This is a genomic window from Thauera aromatica K172 (assembly GCF_003030465.1).
Taxonomy (GTDB): Bacteria; Pseudomonadota; Gammaproteobacteria; order Burkholderiales; family Rhodocyclaceae; genus Thauera; species Thauera aromatica.
The window spans coordinates 1,746,772-1,762,909 of sequence record NZ_CP028339.1; the positions used below are offsets into that span (position 1 = coordinate 1,746,772).

A 16,138-nucleotide genomic window follows, 5' to 3' on the forward strand; every position below is an offset into this window, starting at 1 on the left:
GTCACGAACCGTTGTCCGGCGATGCTGCGGGCGAAGAGGGTCGATCATTATTTGATGTTTATCAAATGATAACAATTCGTATTAACTGTATCCTTGTCCTGGATAACCTGATCCAGTAGGGCAAGCCAGCGACCGACCGCCAGCCAGCCCGGATGTTTCCTTTCCGGAGAGCTTCCCCATGGTGTTTCGCTTGCGCCCATCCGTCGTCGCCGTTCTCGGCCTGTCCGCTGCCCCCGCCTTTCATTCCGCCCATGCCGAAGTGCTGCTCGAAACCCGGCTGGTGACCGCCAAGGGCTATGCCGCGGATGCGCAGGACACGCCGCAGGCGGTGGAAATCCTGCCTTCACCCGGTGCCGGCGGGGCGGTGGTCGGTGATCTGCTGCGCGGCCAGCCCGGCCTGGCGGTGCAGTCCGACGGCGCCTGGGGACAGAACCCGGTATTGCGTGGGCAAAAGAAGGAGAGCGTGGTGGTGATGGTCGATGGTCTGCGGGTGAATTCGGCCCAGCCGCAGGGGGCGATCGCCTCCTTCCTCGATCTCGGCCTGCTCGAGCGCGCGGAAGTCGTCAAAGGGCCGGGCTCGGTGCTGTACGGCAGCGGGGCGATGGGCGGCGTGGTGAATCTGATCACTCCCGAAGCGCGCTTCAGCGCCGAGGACACGCACGGCGGGCGGGTCGGCCTCGGCGTCGGCAGCGTCGATCGCAGCGTGGCCGGGGCGTTGCTGCTGACGCGCTCGAACACCGACCATGCACTGGTGCTCGGCGCTGCGGGGCGCGATGTCCACGACTATCGCAGCCCGGACGGGCGCGAGCAGCGTACCGGCTACGATTCCGGCTCGCTGCTGGCGAAGTACCGCCACCGCCTCGGCGACGATGCCAGCGTGCGCCTCAACCTGCAGCGCCACACCGACCGCGACGTGTGGTATCCGGGTTCGGCGCGCAGCGGCGCGGGGATTCCGAAGCCGCTGGGGGTGGCGACCATCCATTCGCCCGAACAGCGCCGGGAGCTCTACGAAATCGGGGTGGACGCCGCCGTCGGCAACGGGCAGCTGTCCGCAGAGCTCTATCGGCAGGAAGTTTTCCGCCAGATCCGTGCCCATTCCTCGGCCAAGGAGCGCGACTACGTGCGCAATGACGTCACTTTCGTCACCGATGGGGCAAAGGCGAAATACCTGTTTTCCCCTGCGGCGGACCACCTGCTGACGGTCGGTGTCGATGTCTGGAACATGCGCGGCGACCCCGAACGCTATATCGACAACAATCCGCCCGCGTTCGACAACAACCAGCGCAACGATCCTTTCGACAAGGGGCGCATCGAATCGACCGGGCTGTTTGTGCAGGACGAGTTCGAACTCGGGACGACGCGGATCGTGGCCGGTGCGCGCTATGACCGTGTGCGCGGCGACGCCCGGCAGAAGGGTTCGGGGCCGGCGGCGCAGACCAGCGGGCTGGAGAACACCGATAACAACCTGTCGTGGTCGCTGGGGGCGATCTATCCGTTGTCCGGGTCGCTCAATGTCTACGCTAATGTCGGCCGCTCCTATCGTGCAGCCGACATGCGCGAACGCTTCGAGGATTCGGCGCGCGGCGACGGCTACTACCATGTCGGCAACCCGCAGCTCGACCCCGAAGTGTCGACCAGCGTCGAGCTCGGCCTGAAGGGGCGCGAAGGCCGGCTGCGCTACCAGCTCGCCGCCTTCCATACCCGCATCGACGACTACATCGCCGGCCGGATCACCGGGACGACGCACAGTGCGACCGGGCTTCCCCTCAAGCGCACCGAAAACCTCGACAAAGTCACCCTCTACGGCCTCGAAGGCAGTGCCAGCCTGCCGGTGGCGGCGTTCGTGATCGATGGCAGCTTCACCTGGCTGCGCGGCAAGAACCATCAGGACGACGAGCCGCTGTACCAGATGCCGGCTCCCGAGCTGACCCTGGGCATCGGCCAGCCGGCCGAGCGCGGTTTTTACTGGCATGCCCAGCTGCGCGCGGTGGCCGAGCAGGACCGGGTCGCCACCCGGTTTTCCAATGGCACCGAGGATCGCACCGCCGGTTTCGTCACCGCGGATGCCGGATTCGGCTGGCGCTTCGGCCCTGTGGCCGCGTTCGAGGCCGCCAGTGTCGGCGTCACCCTCCGCAACCTGGCCGACAAGCGCTATCACGAGCACCTGACCGATGGTGTTTCCGGCAACGAACTGGCCGCGCCCGGGCGCGGCATCGCCCTCAGTCTGAACGGGAGCTTCTAGACATGGAAACAGATCGCTGCAGCCCGCCTCCTGCACTCTGCCTGGTCGATCGCACCGTCGCACGCCCGGGGGCGCGCGCGCACGGCAGGCACCGTGCCGCGTCGGCCTGCGGGGGGAAGCACGGGGCTGTACGGCCCGTCCTTGCGGCGTGGACGCGGCTTGCATTGCACCTCGGCGTCGTCTGCGCGTTCCTGCTCGTGACCGGCATCGCCTACGCGCAGAAGCTGCCCCGGCTCGTCCTCGCCGGCCCGTCGGCAGCGGTGTCGAACCCGCTGATCCGGATGGTCGATTCGGGGGCGCTCGCCGATGTCGCCGAAGTGGTGGAGTTCGTGCCCTGGCGCGACCCCGACCAGCTGCGGGTGATGGCGCTCGATGGCCGCGCCGACGTGCTGGCGATGCCGACCAACGTCGCCGCCAACCTCTACAACCGCGGCGCGAAGCTGCAGCTGCTCAACGTCTCGACCTGGGGCGTGCTGTGGCTGGTATCGCGCGATCCGGCGCTGAAGACGCTCGCCGACCTGCGCGGCAAGGAGCTGGCGATGCCGTTCCGCGGCGACATGCCCGACATCGTGTTCCAGCTCCTGGCCGGCCAGCAGGGGATCGACGTCAGGAAGGAGCTGCGCCTGCGCTACGTCGCCAGCCCGGTCGATGCGATGCAGCTGCTGGTGATGCGCCAGGTCGATCACGCCCTGCTCGCCGAGCCGGCGGTGTCGATGGCGCTGCGCAAGACCGGCTCTTTCCCGCTCAACGTGGTCGCGCCCGAGCTGCACCGCAGCATCGATCTGCAGCAGGAATGGGGGCGGGTGTTCGCGCGTGCGGCACGCATTCCGCAGGCCGGGATCGCGGTGATGGGGGCGCTGCGCGAGCGCCCCGAGGTGGTCGCGCGCATCGAAGCCGAATACGCGCGCGCGCTCGCCTGGTGCCGCGAGCAGGCGAGCGCCTGCGGACAGGCCGTGGCGGCGCGCATCGATCTGCTCAGCGCCGAGGCGGTGGCCGATTCGATCGCGGTCAGCCAGACCGAAGCGGTGCCGGCCGCGGCTGCACGGGCCGAACTCGAATTCATGTTCGGCCACCTGCATGCGAAAAATCCCGCGCTGATCGGCGGCAAGCTCCCCGATGACGGCTTCTACGCCGGCGCCGTGCGCAGATGAGCCTGCTCCGCGCCTGGCTCGCCGGACTGCCCGCCTATCTGTGGAGCGGCTGGGGGGCGATCGCCAGCCTGTTCCTGCTCTTTGCCGCCTGGGAGGCGGTCAGCCTCGTTTACGGCGCGCTGGTGTTGCCCGATCCGCGCTCGACCTTTTCCACTCTGTGGCAGCTGATCGACAGCGGCGCGGCCTGGCCCGAACTGGCGGTCACCGCGCGCCGTGCGCTCACCGGCTATGCCTTGTCGGTGGTCGCCGGCAGTGCCCTCGGCCTGCTCGCTGGGCTGTCGCTGACCGCGTCGATGATGTCGCGCCCGCTCGTCACCGTGCTCATGGGGACGCCGCCGATCGCCTGGCTGGTGCTGGCGATACTGTGGTTCGGCGCGAGCGACGGCACGCCGGTGTTCACCGTGTTCGTCGCCGCCTTCCCGGTGATCTTCATCGGTGCGCTGCAGGGCACGCGCACCCTCGACAACCAGCTCCGCGGCATGGCCGAGGCCTTTCGCCTGCCGCGGCGCATGATGTTCACCGACGTCTATCTGCCGCACCTGGTGTCCTATCTGTTTCCGGCCTGGATCGCAGCCCTCGGCACGGCGTGGAAAGTGGTGGTGATGGCCGAGCTGCTCGCCACCCAGGACGGTGTCGGCGCCGCGCTCGCGGTGTCGCGCTCGCACCTGGATACGGCGGCGACGATGGCCTGGATCAGCGCGGTGGTGGGGCTGCTGCTGATGGTCGAATACCTCGTGCTCGAGCCGCTCAAGCGTGAGCTCGAGCGTTGGCGGGAGCAGGGCGCATGAGGCACCCGGCGTCCCCCTCCGGCGGGCTCGAGGTTCGCGGCCTGGGCTATGCCTTCGCTCGTGACGAAGTGCTCGCCGGGATCGATTTCGAGGTCCGTGGCGGCGAAGTGCTGGCCCTGGTCGGCCCTTCGGGTTGCGGCAAGACCACGCTGCTCCACCTTGCTGCGGGGCTGTTGAGCGTGCAGCAGGGCGAGGTCGACAACCGCTTCGCCACGACCGCCTTCATGTTCCAGCAGCCTCGTCTGCTGCCGTGGAAGAGTGCGCTCGACAACATTGCGCTCGGCCTCAAGGCGGCGGGAGTCGGGCGCGGCGAACGCCATCGGCGGGCCCGCTCGCTGGCGCTGCGCCTCGGACTCGCCGCGCACGATCTCGACAAGTTTCCCCACCAGCTCTCCGGCGGCATGCAGAGCCGGGTCGCGCTGGCGCGTGCGCTGGTGCTCGCGCCCGAGCTGTTGCTGCTCGACGAGCCGTTCTCGGCGCTCGACGTCGGGCTCAAGGAAGAGCTCTACCGCTTGTTGCTGGCGCACCAGCGCGAGCGTGGGATGGGCGTGCTGATGATCACGCACGACCTGATGGAGGCGGTCCGCCTGTCGGACGCCATTCTCGTCATGGCGCCGGCGCCGGGGCGCATCGTGGCGCGTTTCGAGCTTGCCCGCCCGAGCGCCGCACGCGATGACGCATGGGTGTATCGCCACACCGCCGAACTGCTGCAGGCGGCGGCGGTGCGCGACAGCTTCGGCCTGCCGGCGGCGGCGGGGGGCGCCTTGGCTGCGCTCGGCGGCAGGGGCGGCGCGCGCCTTCGTATCGTCGGCGAGCCGGCGTCCGGGCATGCGGGGCTCGTCCCGTCCGACCTGCGCGTACTCGCCCCTTCCGCGCCGCCCCATGGCGCGGCCGCAGGCAAGCGCTGCGGCGCCTGAGCAAGGAATCAACGATGACGATCGAGGCGCCCGTCGACGCCGTTCCCTCCCACTCCGTCGGCCTCCATCGCCGTCGCAGCGCCGCTGCGGCTGCCGGTTCGCCCATCACCCACCTCACCCGCCTCGCCGCCCTGCCTGTTTTCATGTGCGGTTTCCGTCCCTTCTTTCTCGCCACCGCGGTGTACGGCGCGCTGTTGGTGTTGGTCTGGCTCGTCTTTCTCGGGACGGGCGGCGCGCTGCCGGCGGTTGCGGGCGGTGCGCTGGTGTGGCACGCCCATGAACTGATGTTCGGGTTTGGGCTGGCGGCGCTGGCGGGCTTCGTGCTGACCGCGGTGCCCGAGTTCACCGCCACGCCGCCCTTCGGCCGCGGTGTGGCACTGCTGTGCGTGCTGCTGTGGGGTGCGGCGAGGGTGGCATTCTGGCTGTCGCCTCTGGCAGGGGACGTGGCGGGGCCGGTGCTTGCGGCGTTGTTCGAAACCGGTTTTGCCCTCGTCCTGCTGGGACTGGTCGTCCCCCGCCTGTGGCGGGATCCGGAACGGCGCCAGCTCGGTTTTCTGTGGGGACTGGCGGCGATGGTGGCGATGGTCGCCGGTTTCCACTTCGATGTCGTGCGCGGGCTTTATCCGATGCGCTGGCTGCTGGCGGCGGTGGGGGTGATGATGACGCTGATCGTGGTCGCGATGAGCCGGATCTCGATGCGCATCGTCAATGATGCGCTCGATGTCGAACGCACGCGGCGCGCCGCCGGCAGCGCCGGGCGGGACGCCGACGAGGATCTGCCCGCCTATCGCGCCCGCCCGCCGCGGCGCAACCTGGCGATCTTTGCGATCGCGCTGTACACCGTGGCCGAATTCGCCCTGCCGCAGTCGGCGATCGCCGGCTGGGTGGCGCTGGCCGCGGCCGCGGCGGTGCTCAACCTGCTCAATGACTGGCACGTCGGGCGCGCGCTGCTGACGCGCTGGGCATTCATGCTTTACGCGGTGTATTGGCTGCTGGCGCTCGGCTACGGGCTGATCGGGGTGGCGCGACTCGGGCTGCCGATCGCCGCCAGCGCCGGCCTGCATCTGCTCACCGTGGGGGCGATGGGGCTGTCGGTGTTCGCCGTGTTGTGCATTGCCGGCCGCACCCATGCAGGCTATCCACTGGATCTGCGGCCCTGGGTCGGGGTGGCGGGCATGCTGATCGGGGGGGCGGCCCTGCTGCGGGCGGCGGCGGGGTTTCCCGGGGTGCCGGCGCCGGCATTGCAGCTGGCCAGCGGCCTCGCCTGGGTGCTGGCCTACGGGTTGGCCGCATTCCGTCTGGGCGTGCTCTTCATCCGCGCGCGGGTCGATGGGGGCGAAGGCTGCGAGGAGATGCGCGTGCAGCCGCCCGCAGTGCATGCTCCGGCGCCCGGGCCGCTCCCGCCGGGGTGAAGGACGCCGCGTTCAGCACAGCGGGGATAGGCGGGGCTGGCGGCTGCGGCGCAGCAGCACCAGCACCGCCGCGGCAAGGACGACCTCGATCGCGCCGATGGCGGCGAACACCGCCGGATAAGGCGCACCCAGCCACAGCGAGAAGGCGGCCAGCAGGCCGCTGCTGAGCAGCGGTCCGGCGGCGAAACCGAGGGAGCCGGCCATGTTGAAAGCGGCCAGCGCGCTGGCGCGGCAGTCGTCGCCGCCGTAGTGGGTGGCGAGCACCAGCGAAGGGGCGTACATCAGTGCGGCGATCAGCCCGCCTGCGGCCATCGCCGGCACGATCAAGGTGCCCGGGAGGACGCCGAGGACGGCGAGGAAAACCCCGTACAGCATGCTGCCGCCGATCATCATTGCCATCGGATCCCAGTGCCGCGACAGGCGGCCGGCGGGGTAGGTCAGGATCGAGAACGGGATCAGGAAGGCCGCCATCGCGCCGCCGATCTGGCGGGCATCGAAGCCGATCACCAGGCCGAGGTAGAGCGACAGCGTGGACACGATGAAGCCCACCGTCAGCCGGTCGACGAAGGAGAAGGCGAGCGGAATCAGCAGCGCCCGGCGGCCGCGCAGGGTGGTGAGGATGTCCGCGATCGACAGGCGCGCGCGCGTGCCGGCGGTGTCCGCCAGGCCGAGGTAGCCCAGCGCCGCGAGCGCCAGTGACAGCAGGCCGCCCCCGAGCGGCACCCACAACGGCTCGATGCCGCCGACCACTCCGCCCAGCGGTGCGCCGCTGGCCACGCCCAGGCTGATCGAGGCGCCGACCGCGCCCATGCGCGCGCCGAGCCCGCCCCGGCCGACGTGGTCGGCTCCCAGCGCCATCAGCAGCGACAGCGCCGACATGTGGGCGAAGCCTTCGACCAGGCGCAGCGCGAGCAGGACGGCGTAGCTGTCGGCGTGGCGGTAGGCCCAGGCGATGCCGAGCAGGCTCAGCCCGTTGACCGCCAGCGCCGCCACCGCCAGCGTCCGGCGGCGCCCCAGGCGGTCGGACAGCAGCCCGGCGAGGGGTGCGCCGAGCAGCGCGCCGACCATGTTGATCGACATGAACAGATGGCTGGCAAACTGGCCGAGGCCGGGAAAGCGCTGCACGGTGAAATCGGACAGCACCGGCACCATCGCGGTGACCGGCAGCATCAGACCGTAGAGCAGCAGCAGCGGGAGCAGGCGAGGGCCGATCATGGGGGGCGTTCGGGCAAGCCGATGCGGGCAAGTGGGGACGACACCGGAATCATACGTTGGCAGCGGGGCCGGATGGCAAGCTCCGTTGTTCCGTCTGCGCTGCGGAGCGATCCCGTGGGGACGCCGCGGCCGGCCCGGAAGGCATCGCTTCAGCGGGAGAAGAGCTCCTGGCCGGGGCGGACGAACCGTTCCCGGATCCGCGCGCTGGAAAAATGAAAAGGCGCTGATCCTTTGATGGAGTCAGCGCCTTTCTGTGTCTGGCGCGCCCGGAAGGATTCGAACCTCCTACCCCCTGGTTCGTAGCCAGGTACTCTATCCAGATGAGCTACGGGCGCGTTGCCGAAATCGTTTAGAGCCCGATATCGGAAGGCTGTGTCTGGCGCGCCCGGAAGGATTCGAACCTCCTACCCCCTGGTTCGTAGCCAGGTACTCTATCCAGATGAGCTACGGGCGCTTTTTGCTGCGACTGCGAAGGAGCGGGATTATAGCGTTTAATTCCGCTTTTTCAACAAAATTCTGGCGGAGAGGGTGGGATTCGAACCCACGGTACCTTGCGGTACGCCTGATTTCGAGTCAGGTACATTCGACCACTCTGCCACCTCTCCGCTCGAAGGTCGGCATTATAGTGAATTCACCGAAAATGTGAACGCTTATTTGCCGCCGCCCGAAAAATCATGCCGGGTGGTGCGCTGCCCCGGCCGGGGGCGGGTCAGGCGTTGCCGGGCAGCATTTCCTCGTAGGCGCGGACCGCTTCGGCGGCGTACATCAGGGCCGGGCCGCCCCCCATGTAGGTGCATACGCCGAGGGTTTCCATGATCTGCTCGCGGCTGGCGCCGAGGCGGATCAGCGCCTTGATGTGAAAGCCGACGCAGGCGTCGCAGCGCTGGGTCACGGCGATGGCGAGCGCGATCAGTTCCTTGTGCAGCTCGTCGAGGGCGCCGTCCTGCAGCGAGCTTTTCGCCATCGCACCGAAACCGGCCATGGTCTGGGGGATTTCCCGGCGCAGCGTGCCGAGGGCTTTGGAAACGTCGGAAGTGATCTGGACGAAGGATTTGGACATCGTGGCGGTTCCGTATTTAAGGAAACGCTTATTTTACGATGTCCCGCGCGCCGCTGCCATCCCGGGCGGTCGTGCGGGTGACCGGATGGGCGGCCGCGGGCCGCCACCGCCGCTGCGGCAGCGGGGCGCCGTTCACGCCGCGCTGCGCTTGTCGCGCTCGATCAGGGCATAGGCCGAATGGTTGTGAATCGACTCGAAGTTTTCCGATTCGACGACGTAGGCGTCGATACGCGTTTCCTGATCGAGGCTGGCGGCGAGGTCGCGGACCATGTCTTCGACGAACTTGGGGTTGTCGTAGGCGCGTTCGGTGACCCATTTTTCGTCGGGGCGCTTGAGCAGGCCGAAGAGCTCGCAGGAAGCCTGGTTTTCGACCAGCTGCACCAGGTCTTCGATCCACAGGTGGTCGTTGAGCACGGCGGTGACGGTGACGTGGGAACGCTGGTTGTGCGCGCCGTAGGCGGAGATCTTCTTCGAGCACGGGCACAGGCTGGTTACCGGCACCACCACCTTGATGGTGAATTCGTAGTGCCCGTCGTCGCGGATCGAGCCGATGAAGCAGACTTCGTAATCCATCAGGCTCTGCACGCCGGATACCGGCGCGGTCTTGTTGATGAAGTAAGGGAAGCTCATCTCGACATGGCCGGCTTCGGCTTCGAGGCGCTCGACCATCGCGCGCAACATCGGCTCGAAGGATTCGACCGAGATTTCGCGCTCGTTGCCGTTGAGGATGTCGACGAAGCGCGACATGTGGGTGCCCTTGAAGTTGTGCGGCAGCCCGACGTACATGTTGAAGCTCGCCACCGTATGCTGCACGCCGCCGCATTTGTCGGCGACTTTGACCGGGTGGCGGATCGACTTGATGCCGACCTTGTTGATCGCGATCCGGCGGCTGTCCGCGCTGTTCTGTACGTCGGGGATGGCGTGGTCGGTGGGGGCGTTCATGTCGGTTCTCTGCGGGTTGGGGGCGTCGTGCAATCGAGTTGCACTAACTTGGAATGGTAGCTTTCCCGACCAATCCGCTCAACTTCTTCGGGGGTGGCGACGGCGGAAGGCGTTCGCGCCCGCGGAGGCGGGCGGCGAAGGGGAAAGGCGCTCAGCGCGGATCGATGCGCGCGATGCTGGCGAGGATGCCGGCCTTGTCGAGGCCGACGGAGGCGAGCAGGCGGGCCTGGTCGCCATGGTCGATGAAGTGGTCGGGCAGGCCCAGGCGGAGCATGCGCGGGCGGGCCTCGAGGCCGTCGACGATGCGCGCCACTTCGGCGCCGACGCCGCCGACGACGGCGTTTTCCTCGAGGGTCACGAGCACGTCGTGGTCGGCGGCGAGGGCGGCGACCAGCGCTTCGTCGAGCGGCTTGACGAAGCGCATGTTGGCCACCGTGGCGTCGATCTCCTCGGCCACCTCGCGGGCGACGCCGACCATGCTGCCGAAGGCGAGCAGGGCGATGCGCGTGCCGCTGCGCAGCACTTCACCCTTGCCGATCGGCAGAGCGGTCATTTCCGCGGCCGGCGTCACCCCGCTGCCACCGCCGCGCGGGTAGCGCACCGCGCTCGGGCCTTCGTGGCGCACCGCGGTGTACAGCATCTGGCGGCATTCGTTTTCATCGGCCGGAGCCATCACCACCATGTTGGGGATGCAGGTCAGATAGGACAGGTCGAAGGCGCCGTGGTGGGTCGCACCGTCGGCCCCGACCAGGCCGCCGCGGTCGATGGCGAACACCACCTGCAGGTTCTGCAGGGCGACGTCGTGGATCAGCTGATCGTAGGCGCGCTGGAGGAAGGTGGAATAGATCGCCACCACCGGCACCAGGCCTTCGCAGGCGAGGCCGGCGGCGAACGTGACCGCATGCTGTTCGGCGATGCCGACGTCGAAGTAACGCTCGGGGTATTCCTGGGCGAAGCGCACCAGGCCTGAGCCTTCGCGCATCGCCGGAGTGATGCCGACGATGCGCGGGTCGATTTTCGCCATGTCGCACAGCCAGTCGCCGAACACCTGGGTGTAGGTGAGCGTGCTGCTTCCCTTGGCGGCCTGGATGCCGGCGGTGTGGTCGAACTTGGAGACGCCGTGATACAGGATCGGATCGGCTTCGGCGAGTTTGTAACCCTGGCCCTTGCGGGTGATCACGTGCAGGAACTGCGGCCCTTTCAGTTTCTTCAGGTTGTTCAGGGTGGGAATCAGCGCGTCGAGGTCGTGGCCGTCGATCGGGCCGTAGTAGCGGAAGCCGAACTCCTCGAACAGGGTGCCCGGGCTGATCATGCCCTTGGCGTACTCCTCGACCTTGCGCGCGAGTTCGGCCACCGGCGGGGCCATGCCCAGCACTTTTTCGCCGACGCGGCGCGCGGTGTTGTAGGTCGAGCCCGACAGCATCCGCGCGAGGATCTTGGTGAGCGCGCCGACCGGCGGCGAGATCGACATCTCGTTGTCGTTGAGGACGACCAGGAGGTTGAGGTCTTCCATGTCGCCGGCGTTGTTGAGGGCCTCGAACGCCATTCCTGCCGACATCGCGCCGTCGCCGATCACGGCGATCGCATGGCGCTCCTCCTTGCGTGCGCGGGCGGCGACGGCCATGCCCAGCGCCGCCGAGATCGACGTCGACGAATGGGCCGTGCCGAAGGTGTCGTACTCGCTCTCGCAGCGCCGCGGGAAGCCGGAAATGCCGCCCCAGTGGCGCAGCTTGCCCATCGCCTCGCGACGTCCGGTGAGGACCTTGTGGCCGTAAGTCTGGTGGCCGACATCCCACACGATGCGGTCGTGCGGCGTGTTGAAGACGTGGTGGAGGGCGATCGTGAGCTCGACCGTGCCGAGGTTGGAGGACAGGTGGCCACCGGTCTTCGAGACCGATTCGATCAGGAAGGCCCGCAGCTCGTTGGCGATCGTCGCCAGCTCGTGGCGGTCGCGCGTGCGCAGATCGGCGGGCTTGGCGATGCGTTCCAGGTTGGGGTAGGGAGCCATTGGCGGTCCGGGGTCAGTGCTTCTGTTCGGTGGGCTGCAGGTGCAGAACCGTGAATGCGGCAGAACTCAGAAGGCGCGATGCACGATGTAGTCGGCGAGGGCGCCGAGGCGGGCGGCCCGCGCGCCGAAGGGGGCGAGCGTGGCCCGGGCGTCGACGAGCATCTCTTCGGCCAGACGACGGGCGTCGGTCAGGCCGAGCAGGCTGACGTAGGTCGGCTTGTTCTGCTCGGCGTCCTTGCCGGCGGTCTTGCCCAGGGTGGCGGTGTCGGCTTCGGCGTCGAGGATGTCGTCGACGACCTGGAACAGCAGGCCGACAACTTTTGCGTAGTGGTCGAGGCGCTCCAGCTCGTCGGCGCCGAGGCCGTGCCCGCAATGGGCTCCGAGCAGCACGGCGGCGCGGATCAGGGCGCCGGTCTTGTGGATGTGCATGAGTTCGAGCTCGGCGCGGCCGAGCTGGCGGCCGACTGCGGCCAGGTCGATGGCCTGGCCGCCGGCCATGCCGCGCGAACCGGCGGCGGCGGCGAGCCGGGCGAGCATCGCGAGCTGGGCCGCGGGCGCGTCGCAGATCGGCGTCTCGGCCAGGACCTGGAAGGCGAGGGCCTGCAGGGCATCGCCGACCAGAAGCGCGGTAGCCTCGTCGTACTCGACATGGACGGTGGGCTTGCCGCGGCGCAGCACGTCATCGTCCATGCACGGCATGTCGTCATGGACCAGCGAGTAGGCGTGGATCAGCTCGACGGCACAGGCGGCGCGGTCGACGTTGCCGGGAGCGGCCCCGGCGAGCTCGCCGGCCGCGTGGGCGAGCAGCGGGCGCACGCGTTTGCCGCCACCGAGCACGGCGTAGCGCATCGCTGCGTGCAGGCGCTCGGGGGTAATCGACGGCTCGGGCAACAAGGCGGCGAGCGCGGTTTCGGTGCGCTGCTGGATATGCCTCATCCAGTCGGCAAACGTCGGGCTGCGGTCGGGGTCGTTCATGCGCCTTCTCCTTCTTCGCTGTCGCGCCGGCCTTCGGGCTGGAAATCCGACAGGCCGCCCCCCTCGAGCATTTTCACGCGTTGTTCGGCATCGCCGAGGGTGGTCTGGCAGTATCGCAGCAGCTGCGTGCCGCGCTGGTAGCGCGCGAGCGCGTCTTCGAGTGCGAGCGTGCCCGCTTCCATTTCCTGGACGATGCTCTCCAGCTCGGAAACCGCGGCTTCGAAGGACTTCGGGGAAGAGGACGCCGACTTTGGCATGGATCGATATCTGGCGCGGTAAAGGCGGAAAAATAACCGAAGGCGGGTCTGGCGGTCAAACGGGCGCTGTCTTAAACTAGCCTGTTTATTTTTCCGGATATCTTGTCCGCGCGAGGAGGAGTCGGGAATGGCCGACATCGGCGCCAAGGGGCAACTGGCGCAGGCTGTTTCGCAGCTGCCTGTTTCCTGGTACTTCGACGAAAAGATCTTCGAGCAGGAAAAGAAGCTGCTGTTCGATGCCGGCCCGGGCTATACCGGTCATGAGCAGATGGTTCCCGAAATCGGCAGCTACCGCTCGCTCGAATGGCTGGACCATTCGAAGCTGCTGGTCCGCACCGAGGCCGGCGTGCACCGGATGTCGAACGTCTGCCGCCATCGCCAGGCGATCATGCTGCAGGGCAGCGGCCAGACGGCGCGCGTGACCTGTCCGGTCCATCGCTGGAACTACGACCTGGAGGGGACGCTGGTCGGTGCGCCGCACTTCCGCGAAAACCCTTGCCTGAACCTGCGCCGCGACCCGCTCGAAAGCTGGCATGGCCTGCTGTTCAAGGGGCCGCGCTCGCCCAATGCCGACCTGGCCGGCATGCAGATGGCGCCGGCGCTCGATTTCTCCGGCTTCAAGCTCGACCGGGTGGAGATCCACCGCTGCAATTACAACTGGAAGACCTTCATCGAGATCTATCTGGAGGACTACCACGTCGTCCCCTTCCACCCCGGGCTGGGACGCTTCGTCACCTGCCGGGACCTGAGCTGGCAGTTCGGCGACTGGTATTCGGTCCAGCGCGTCGGTCTCGGATCGCTGGCCAAGCCCGGCTCTGCCGCCTATGCCCGCTGGCACGAAGCGGTGCTCGCCCGCTACGGCGACAGGACGCCCGAGCACGGCGCGATCTGGCTCACCTACTACCCCAACGTCATGGTCGAGTGGTATCCCCAGGTGCTGGTGGTGAGCACGCTGGTGCCGACCGCGGTGGACAAGACCACCAACGTCGTCGAGTTCTACTACCCGGAAGACCTTGTCGCGTCGGGGCGCGCGTTCATCGAGGCCGAGCAGGCGGCCTACATGGAAACCGCGATCGAGGACGACGAGATCGGCGAGCGCATGGACCGCGGGCGCCGGGCGCTGCTCGAGGAAGGGCGCAACGAGATCGGCCCGTACCAGTCACCCTATGAAGACGGGATGAAGCACTTCCACCAGTTCTACCGCCGGATCATGGCGCCGCACATCGGCGGCAGCGGCAGCGCGGCGCAGGAGTGAGTCCAGGCCGCGGCCGCTCCGGTCGCGGCGAGCTTAGCCCCAGACTTCCGCGGAGACCTTCAGACGCTCGACGGGCTGGTTGCCGAGCAGGTGCTCGTCGATGATCGTGGCGACGTCCTCGGGCTTCAGCTTCCCGTACATCAGCCCTTCCGGATACACCAGCGCGACCGGGCCGGCGCTACAGGCGCCCAGGCAGCCGGTGCGGGTGATCGCGAAGCGCCCGAGCAACTCGCGCTCCTTGAGCTGCTGATAGAACGCGCCGGCGACGTCCTTGCCGCCACAGGCGCCGCACGACGGGCGCCCCAGTTCGGGCGGGTGGATGTGGCTGCAGACGAATACGTGTTTTTCGGGTTTTGCCATCATGGGCTCCTTCGTGGCTGGTTAATGGGATGAGCTTATGTAAGATCTCGATATTTTAATCGAATTCTCCCCCGTTCCATACCATCGCGTACGGCCGCAGCAGCCCGTCGCCCGCAGCGGCGGCTCTCAGCGCACGTCCTGCAGTTCCTTCGGCAGCGGGAAGGTCACTTTTTCGGGCACGCCGTCGAGGTTGCGCACCGCCGCGCCGGCGAGCTCGGTGAGGCGCCCGACAACCTCTTCGACGAGTATTTCCGGAGCCGAGGCGCCGGCGGTGACGCCGATGCGGCGCTTGCCCTCGAGCCACGCCGGGTCGATGTCGGAGGCGTTGTCCACGAGGTAGGCGGGGACGTCGCGCAGGGCGGCGACTTCGCGCAGGCGGTTGGAGTTCGAGCTGTTCTTCGAGCCGACCACGAATACCACGTCGGCCTGCATGGTCATCGCCTTCACCGCATCCTGGCGGTTCTGGGTGGCGTAGCAGATGTCGTCCTTCCGCGGGCCGGCGATGTTCGGAAAGCGCGCGCGCAGCGCGCCGACGATCGCCGCGGCGTCATCCACCGACAGCGTGGTCTGGGTGACATAGGCGAGCCTGTCGGGGTTGGCGACCTGCAAGGCGGCCACGTCCGCCGGCGTTTCGACGAGGTGGATGCCGCTCTCGATCTGCCCCATCGTGCCTTCCACCTCGGGGTGGCCCTTGTGCCCGATCATGACGATTTCGCGCTCCTGCTCGTGCATGCGGCCGACCTCCAGATGGACCTTGGTCACCAGCGGGCAGGTCGCGTTGAACACGCGCAGGCCGCGGCGCCCGGCTTCCTCGCGCACCGCCTGCGAGACACCGTGGGCGGAGAAGATCACCGTGTTGCCGGCGGGGACCTCGTCCAGTTCCTCGACGAAGATCGCGCCCTTGCGGCGCAGGTTGTCGACGACGAACTTGTTGTGCACCACTTCGTGGCGGACGTAGATCGGCGCGCCGAAGCGCTCGAGGGCACGCTCGACGATCTCGATTGCGCGTTCCACGCCGGCGCAAAAACCGCGCGGGTTGGCCAGCAGGATTTCCTTGTCGCTCATCGGGGGGCTCCGGGGCAGAAGTGGGACGGTTCGGGCCGGCGGGCCGGCTGCGGCAGCCTCAGAGGATGCCGATGACCTCGACTTCGAGGCGGATGTGCTTGCCGGCGAGCGGGTGATTGAAGTCGATCAGTGCCGATTGGGCGTCGATTTCGCGCACCAGGCCGGAGTAGCGCGAGCCGTCGGGGGCGGTGAATTCCATGATGCTCATCGCTTCGATCTCTTCGTCGGGTATGTGTTCGCGCTTGACCCGCTCGACCAGTTCCGTGCGGTGCGGGCCGAACGCGTTTTCCGGTGTCAGCTCGAACACCTGGCGGGCGCCGGGGGCGAGGCCGAGAAGCAGTTTTTCCATTCCCGGCAGCATCTCGCCGGCGCCCAGCTGCAGGGTCGCGGGAGTCGCCTCGAAGGTGCTGATCAGCGGCTGGCCGTTGGGCAGGGTGATGCGGTAGTGCAGGGTGACGAGGCTGTTGGCTTCGATGGTCTGGCTCAAGATC

Annotated in this window: 15 protein-coding genes and 3 tRNA genes; 6 read left to right on the forward strand and 12 right to left on the reverse strand. The window is 68.0% G+C overall.

All coding sequences use genetic code 11. From position 1 onward, the window contains the following. Positions 1-178 precede the first annotated feature (178 nt). From Tharo_RS08300 to Tharo_RS08320, 5 genes are read left to right on the forward strand one after another with little or no spacing between them, the layout of a single operon-like run. Positions 179-2,242 carry a TonB-dependent receptor gene (locus tag Tharo_RS08300; protein WP_107220785.1) on the forward strand — a complete coding sequence of 688 codons (2,064 nt, stop codon included), beginning with the start codon at positions 179-181 and terminating at the stop codon, positions 2,240-2,242. 2 nt (positions 2,243-2,244) lie between these two features. Beyond that, positions 2,245-3,393 (forward strand): ABC transporter substrate-binding protein, encoded by a 1,149-nt coding sequence (locus tag Tharo_RS08305; RefSeq protein WP_107220786.1) that lies wholly within the window; start codon positions 2,245-2,247, stop codon positions 3,391-3,393. Further along, entirely contained in the window at positions 3,390-4,181 is a 792-nt protein-coding gene (locus tag Tharo_RS08310; RefSeq protein ID WP_107220787.1) for an ABC transporter permease, read from the forward strand. The genes Tharo_RS08305 and Tharo_RS08310 overlap by 4 nt, the downstream gene beginning before the upstream one ends. Beyond that, positions 4,178-5,098, forward strand: a complete 921-nt coding sequence (locus Tharo_RS08315; RefSeq protein WP_107220788.1) for an ABC transporter ATP-binding protein — start codon at positions 4,178-4,180, stop codon at positions 5,096-5,098. The genes Tharo_RS08310 and Tharo_RS08315 overlap by 4 nt, the downstream gene beginning before the upstream one ends. A gap of 14 nt (positions 5,099-5,112) precedes the next feature. Continuing rightward, on the forward strand, positions 5,113-6,510 hold the full coding sequence (locus tag Tharo_RS08320) for an NnrS family protein (protein WP_245881035.1): 1,398 nt from the start codon (positions 5,113-5,115) through the stop codon (positions 6,508-6,510). 12 nt (positions 6,511-6,522) lie between these two features. On the opposite strand, the gene Tharo_RS08325 is transcribed toward Tharo_RS08320, so the two are convergent. The 9 genes from Tharo_RS08325 to Tharo_RS08365 form a co-directional block, all read right to left on the reverse strand. Then, on the reverse strand, positions 6,523-7,725 hold the full coding sequence (locus tag Tharo_RS08325; protein ID WP_107220789.1) for an MFS transporter: 1,203 nt from the start codon (positions 7,723-7,725) through the stop codon (positions 6,523-6,525). Between the two features lie 258 nt (positions 7,726-7,983). Next, positions 7,984-8,060, reverse strand: a tRNA-Arg gene (locus tag Tharo_RS08330). A 42-nt stretch (positions 8,061-8,102) separates the two neighbouring features. Next, a tRNA-Arg gene (locus Tharo_RS08335) sits at positions 8,103-8,179 on the reverse strand. Between the two features lie 63 nt (positions 8,180-8,242). Continuing rightward, positions 8,243-8,330 (reverse strand) — tRNA-Ser (locus Tharo_RS08340). A gap of 104 nt (positions 8,331-8,434) precedes the next feature. Beyond that, positions 8,435-8,785 (reverse strand): carboxymuconolactone decarboxylase family protein, encoded by a 351-nt coding sequence (locus Tharo_RS08345; protein WP_107220790.1) that lies wholly within the window; start codon positions 8,783-8,785, stop codon positions 8,435-8,437. A 132-nt stretch (positions 8,786-8,917) separates the two neighbouring features. Next, entirely contained in the window at positions 8,918-9,727 is an 810-nt protein-coding gene (gene folE2 / locus Tharo_RS08350; protein WP_107220791.1) for a GTP cyclohydrolase FolE2, read from the reverse strand. Positions 9,728-9,878: 151 nt separating this feature from the next. Then, positions 9,879-11,735, reverse strand: a complete 1,857-nt coding sequence (gene dxs / locus Tharo_RS08355) for a 1-deoxy-D-xylulose-5-phosphate synthase (protein ID WP_107220792.1) — start codon at positions 11,733-11,735, stop codon at positions 9,879-9,881. Positions 11,736-11,801: 66 nt separating this feature from the next. Beyond that, the gene (locus Tharo_RS08360; protein ID WP_107220793.1) at positions 11,802-12,710 is read right to left on the reverse strand and encodes a polyprenyl synthetase family protein; all 909 of its coding nucleotides are present in this window, start codon (positions 12,708-12,710) and stop codon (positions 11,802-11,804) included. Next, positions 12,707-12,967 (reverse strand): exodeoxyribonuclease VII small subunit, encoded by a 261-nt coding sequence (locus Tharo_RS08365; RefSeq protein WP_107220794.1) that lies wholly within the window; start codon positions 12,965-12,967, stop codon positions 12,707-12,709. The genes Tharo_RS08360 and Tharo_RS08365 overlap by 4 nt, the downstream gene beginning before the upstream one ends. Before the next feature lie 127 nt (positions 12,968-13,094). Between Tharo_RS08365 and Tharo_RS08370 the strand changes: the two genes are divergently transcribed. Beyond that, positions 13,095-14,222 carry an aromatic ring-hydroxylating oxygenase subunit alpha gene (locus tag Tharo_RS08370; protein WP_107220795.1) on the forward strand — a complete coding sequence of 376 codons (1,128 nt, stop codon included), beginning with the start codon at positions 13,095-13,097 and terminating at the stop codon, positions 14,220-14,222. A gap of 33 nt (positions 14,223-14,255) precedes the next feature. Here Tharo_RS08370 and Tharo_RS08375 read toward each other — a convergent pair whose 3' ends face one another. The 3 genes from Tharo_RS08375 to Tharo_RS08385 form a co-directional block, all read right to left on the reverse strand. Next, positions 14,256-14,582: a (2Fe-2S) ferredoxin domain-containing protein gene (locus Tharo_RS08375; RefSeq protein WP_107220796.1), complete on the reverse strand. Its 327-nt coding sequence runs from the start codon at positions 14,580-14,582 to the stop codon at positions 14,256-14,258. A 126-nt stretch (positions 14,583-14,708) separates the two neighbouring features. Further along, a complete protein-coding gene (gene ispH / locus Tharo_RS08380; RefSeq protein WP_107220797.1) occupies positions 14,709-15,647 on the reverse strand; it encodes a 4-hydroxy-3-methylbut-2-enyl diphosphate reductase in 939 nt (312 codons plus the stop codon). Between the two features lie 58 nt (positions 15,648-15,705). Continuing rightward, positions 15,706-16,134, reverse strand: coding sequence for an FKBP-type peptidyl-prolyl cis-trans isomerase (locus tag Tharo_RS08385; protein ID WP_107222359.1), 429 nt, complete (start codon positions 16,132-16,134; stop codon positions 15,706-15,708). Positions 16,135-16,138: the final 4 nt, after the last annotated feature.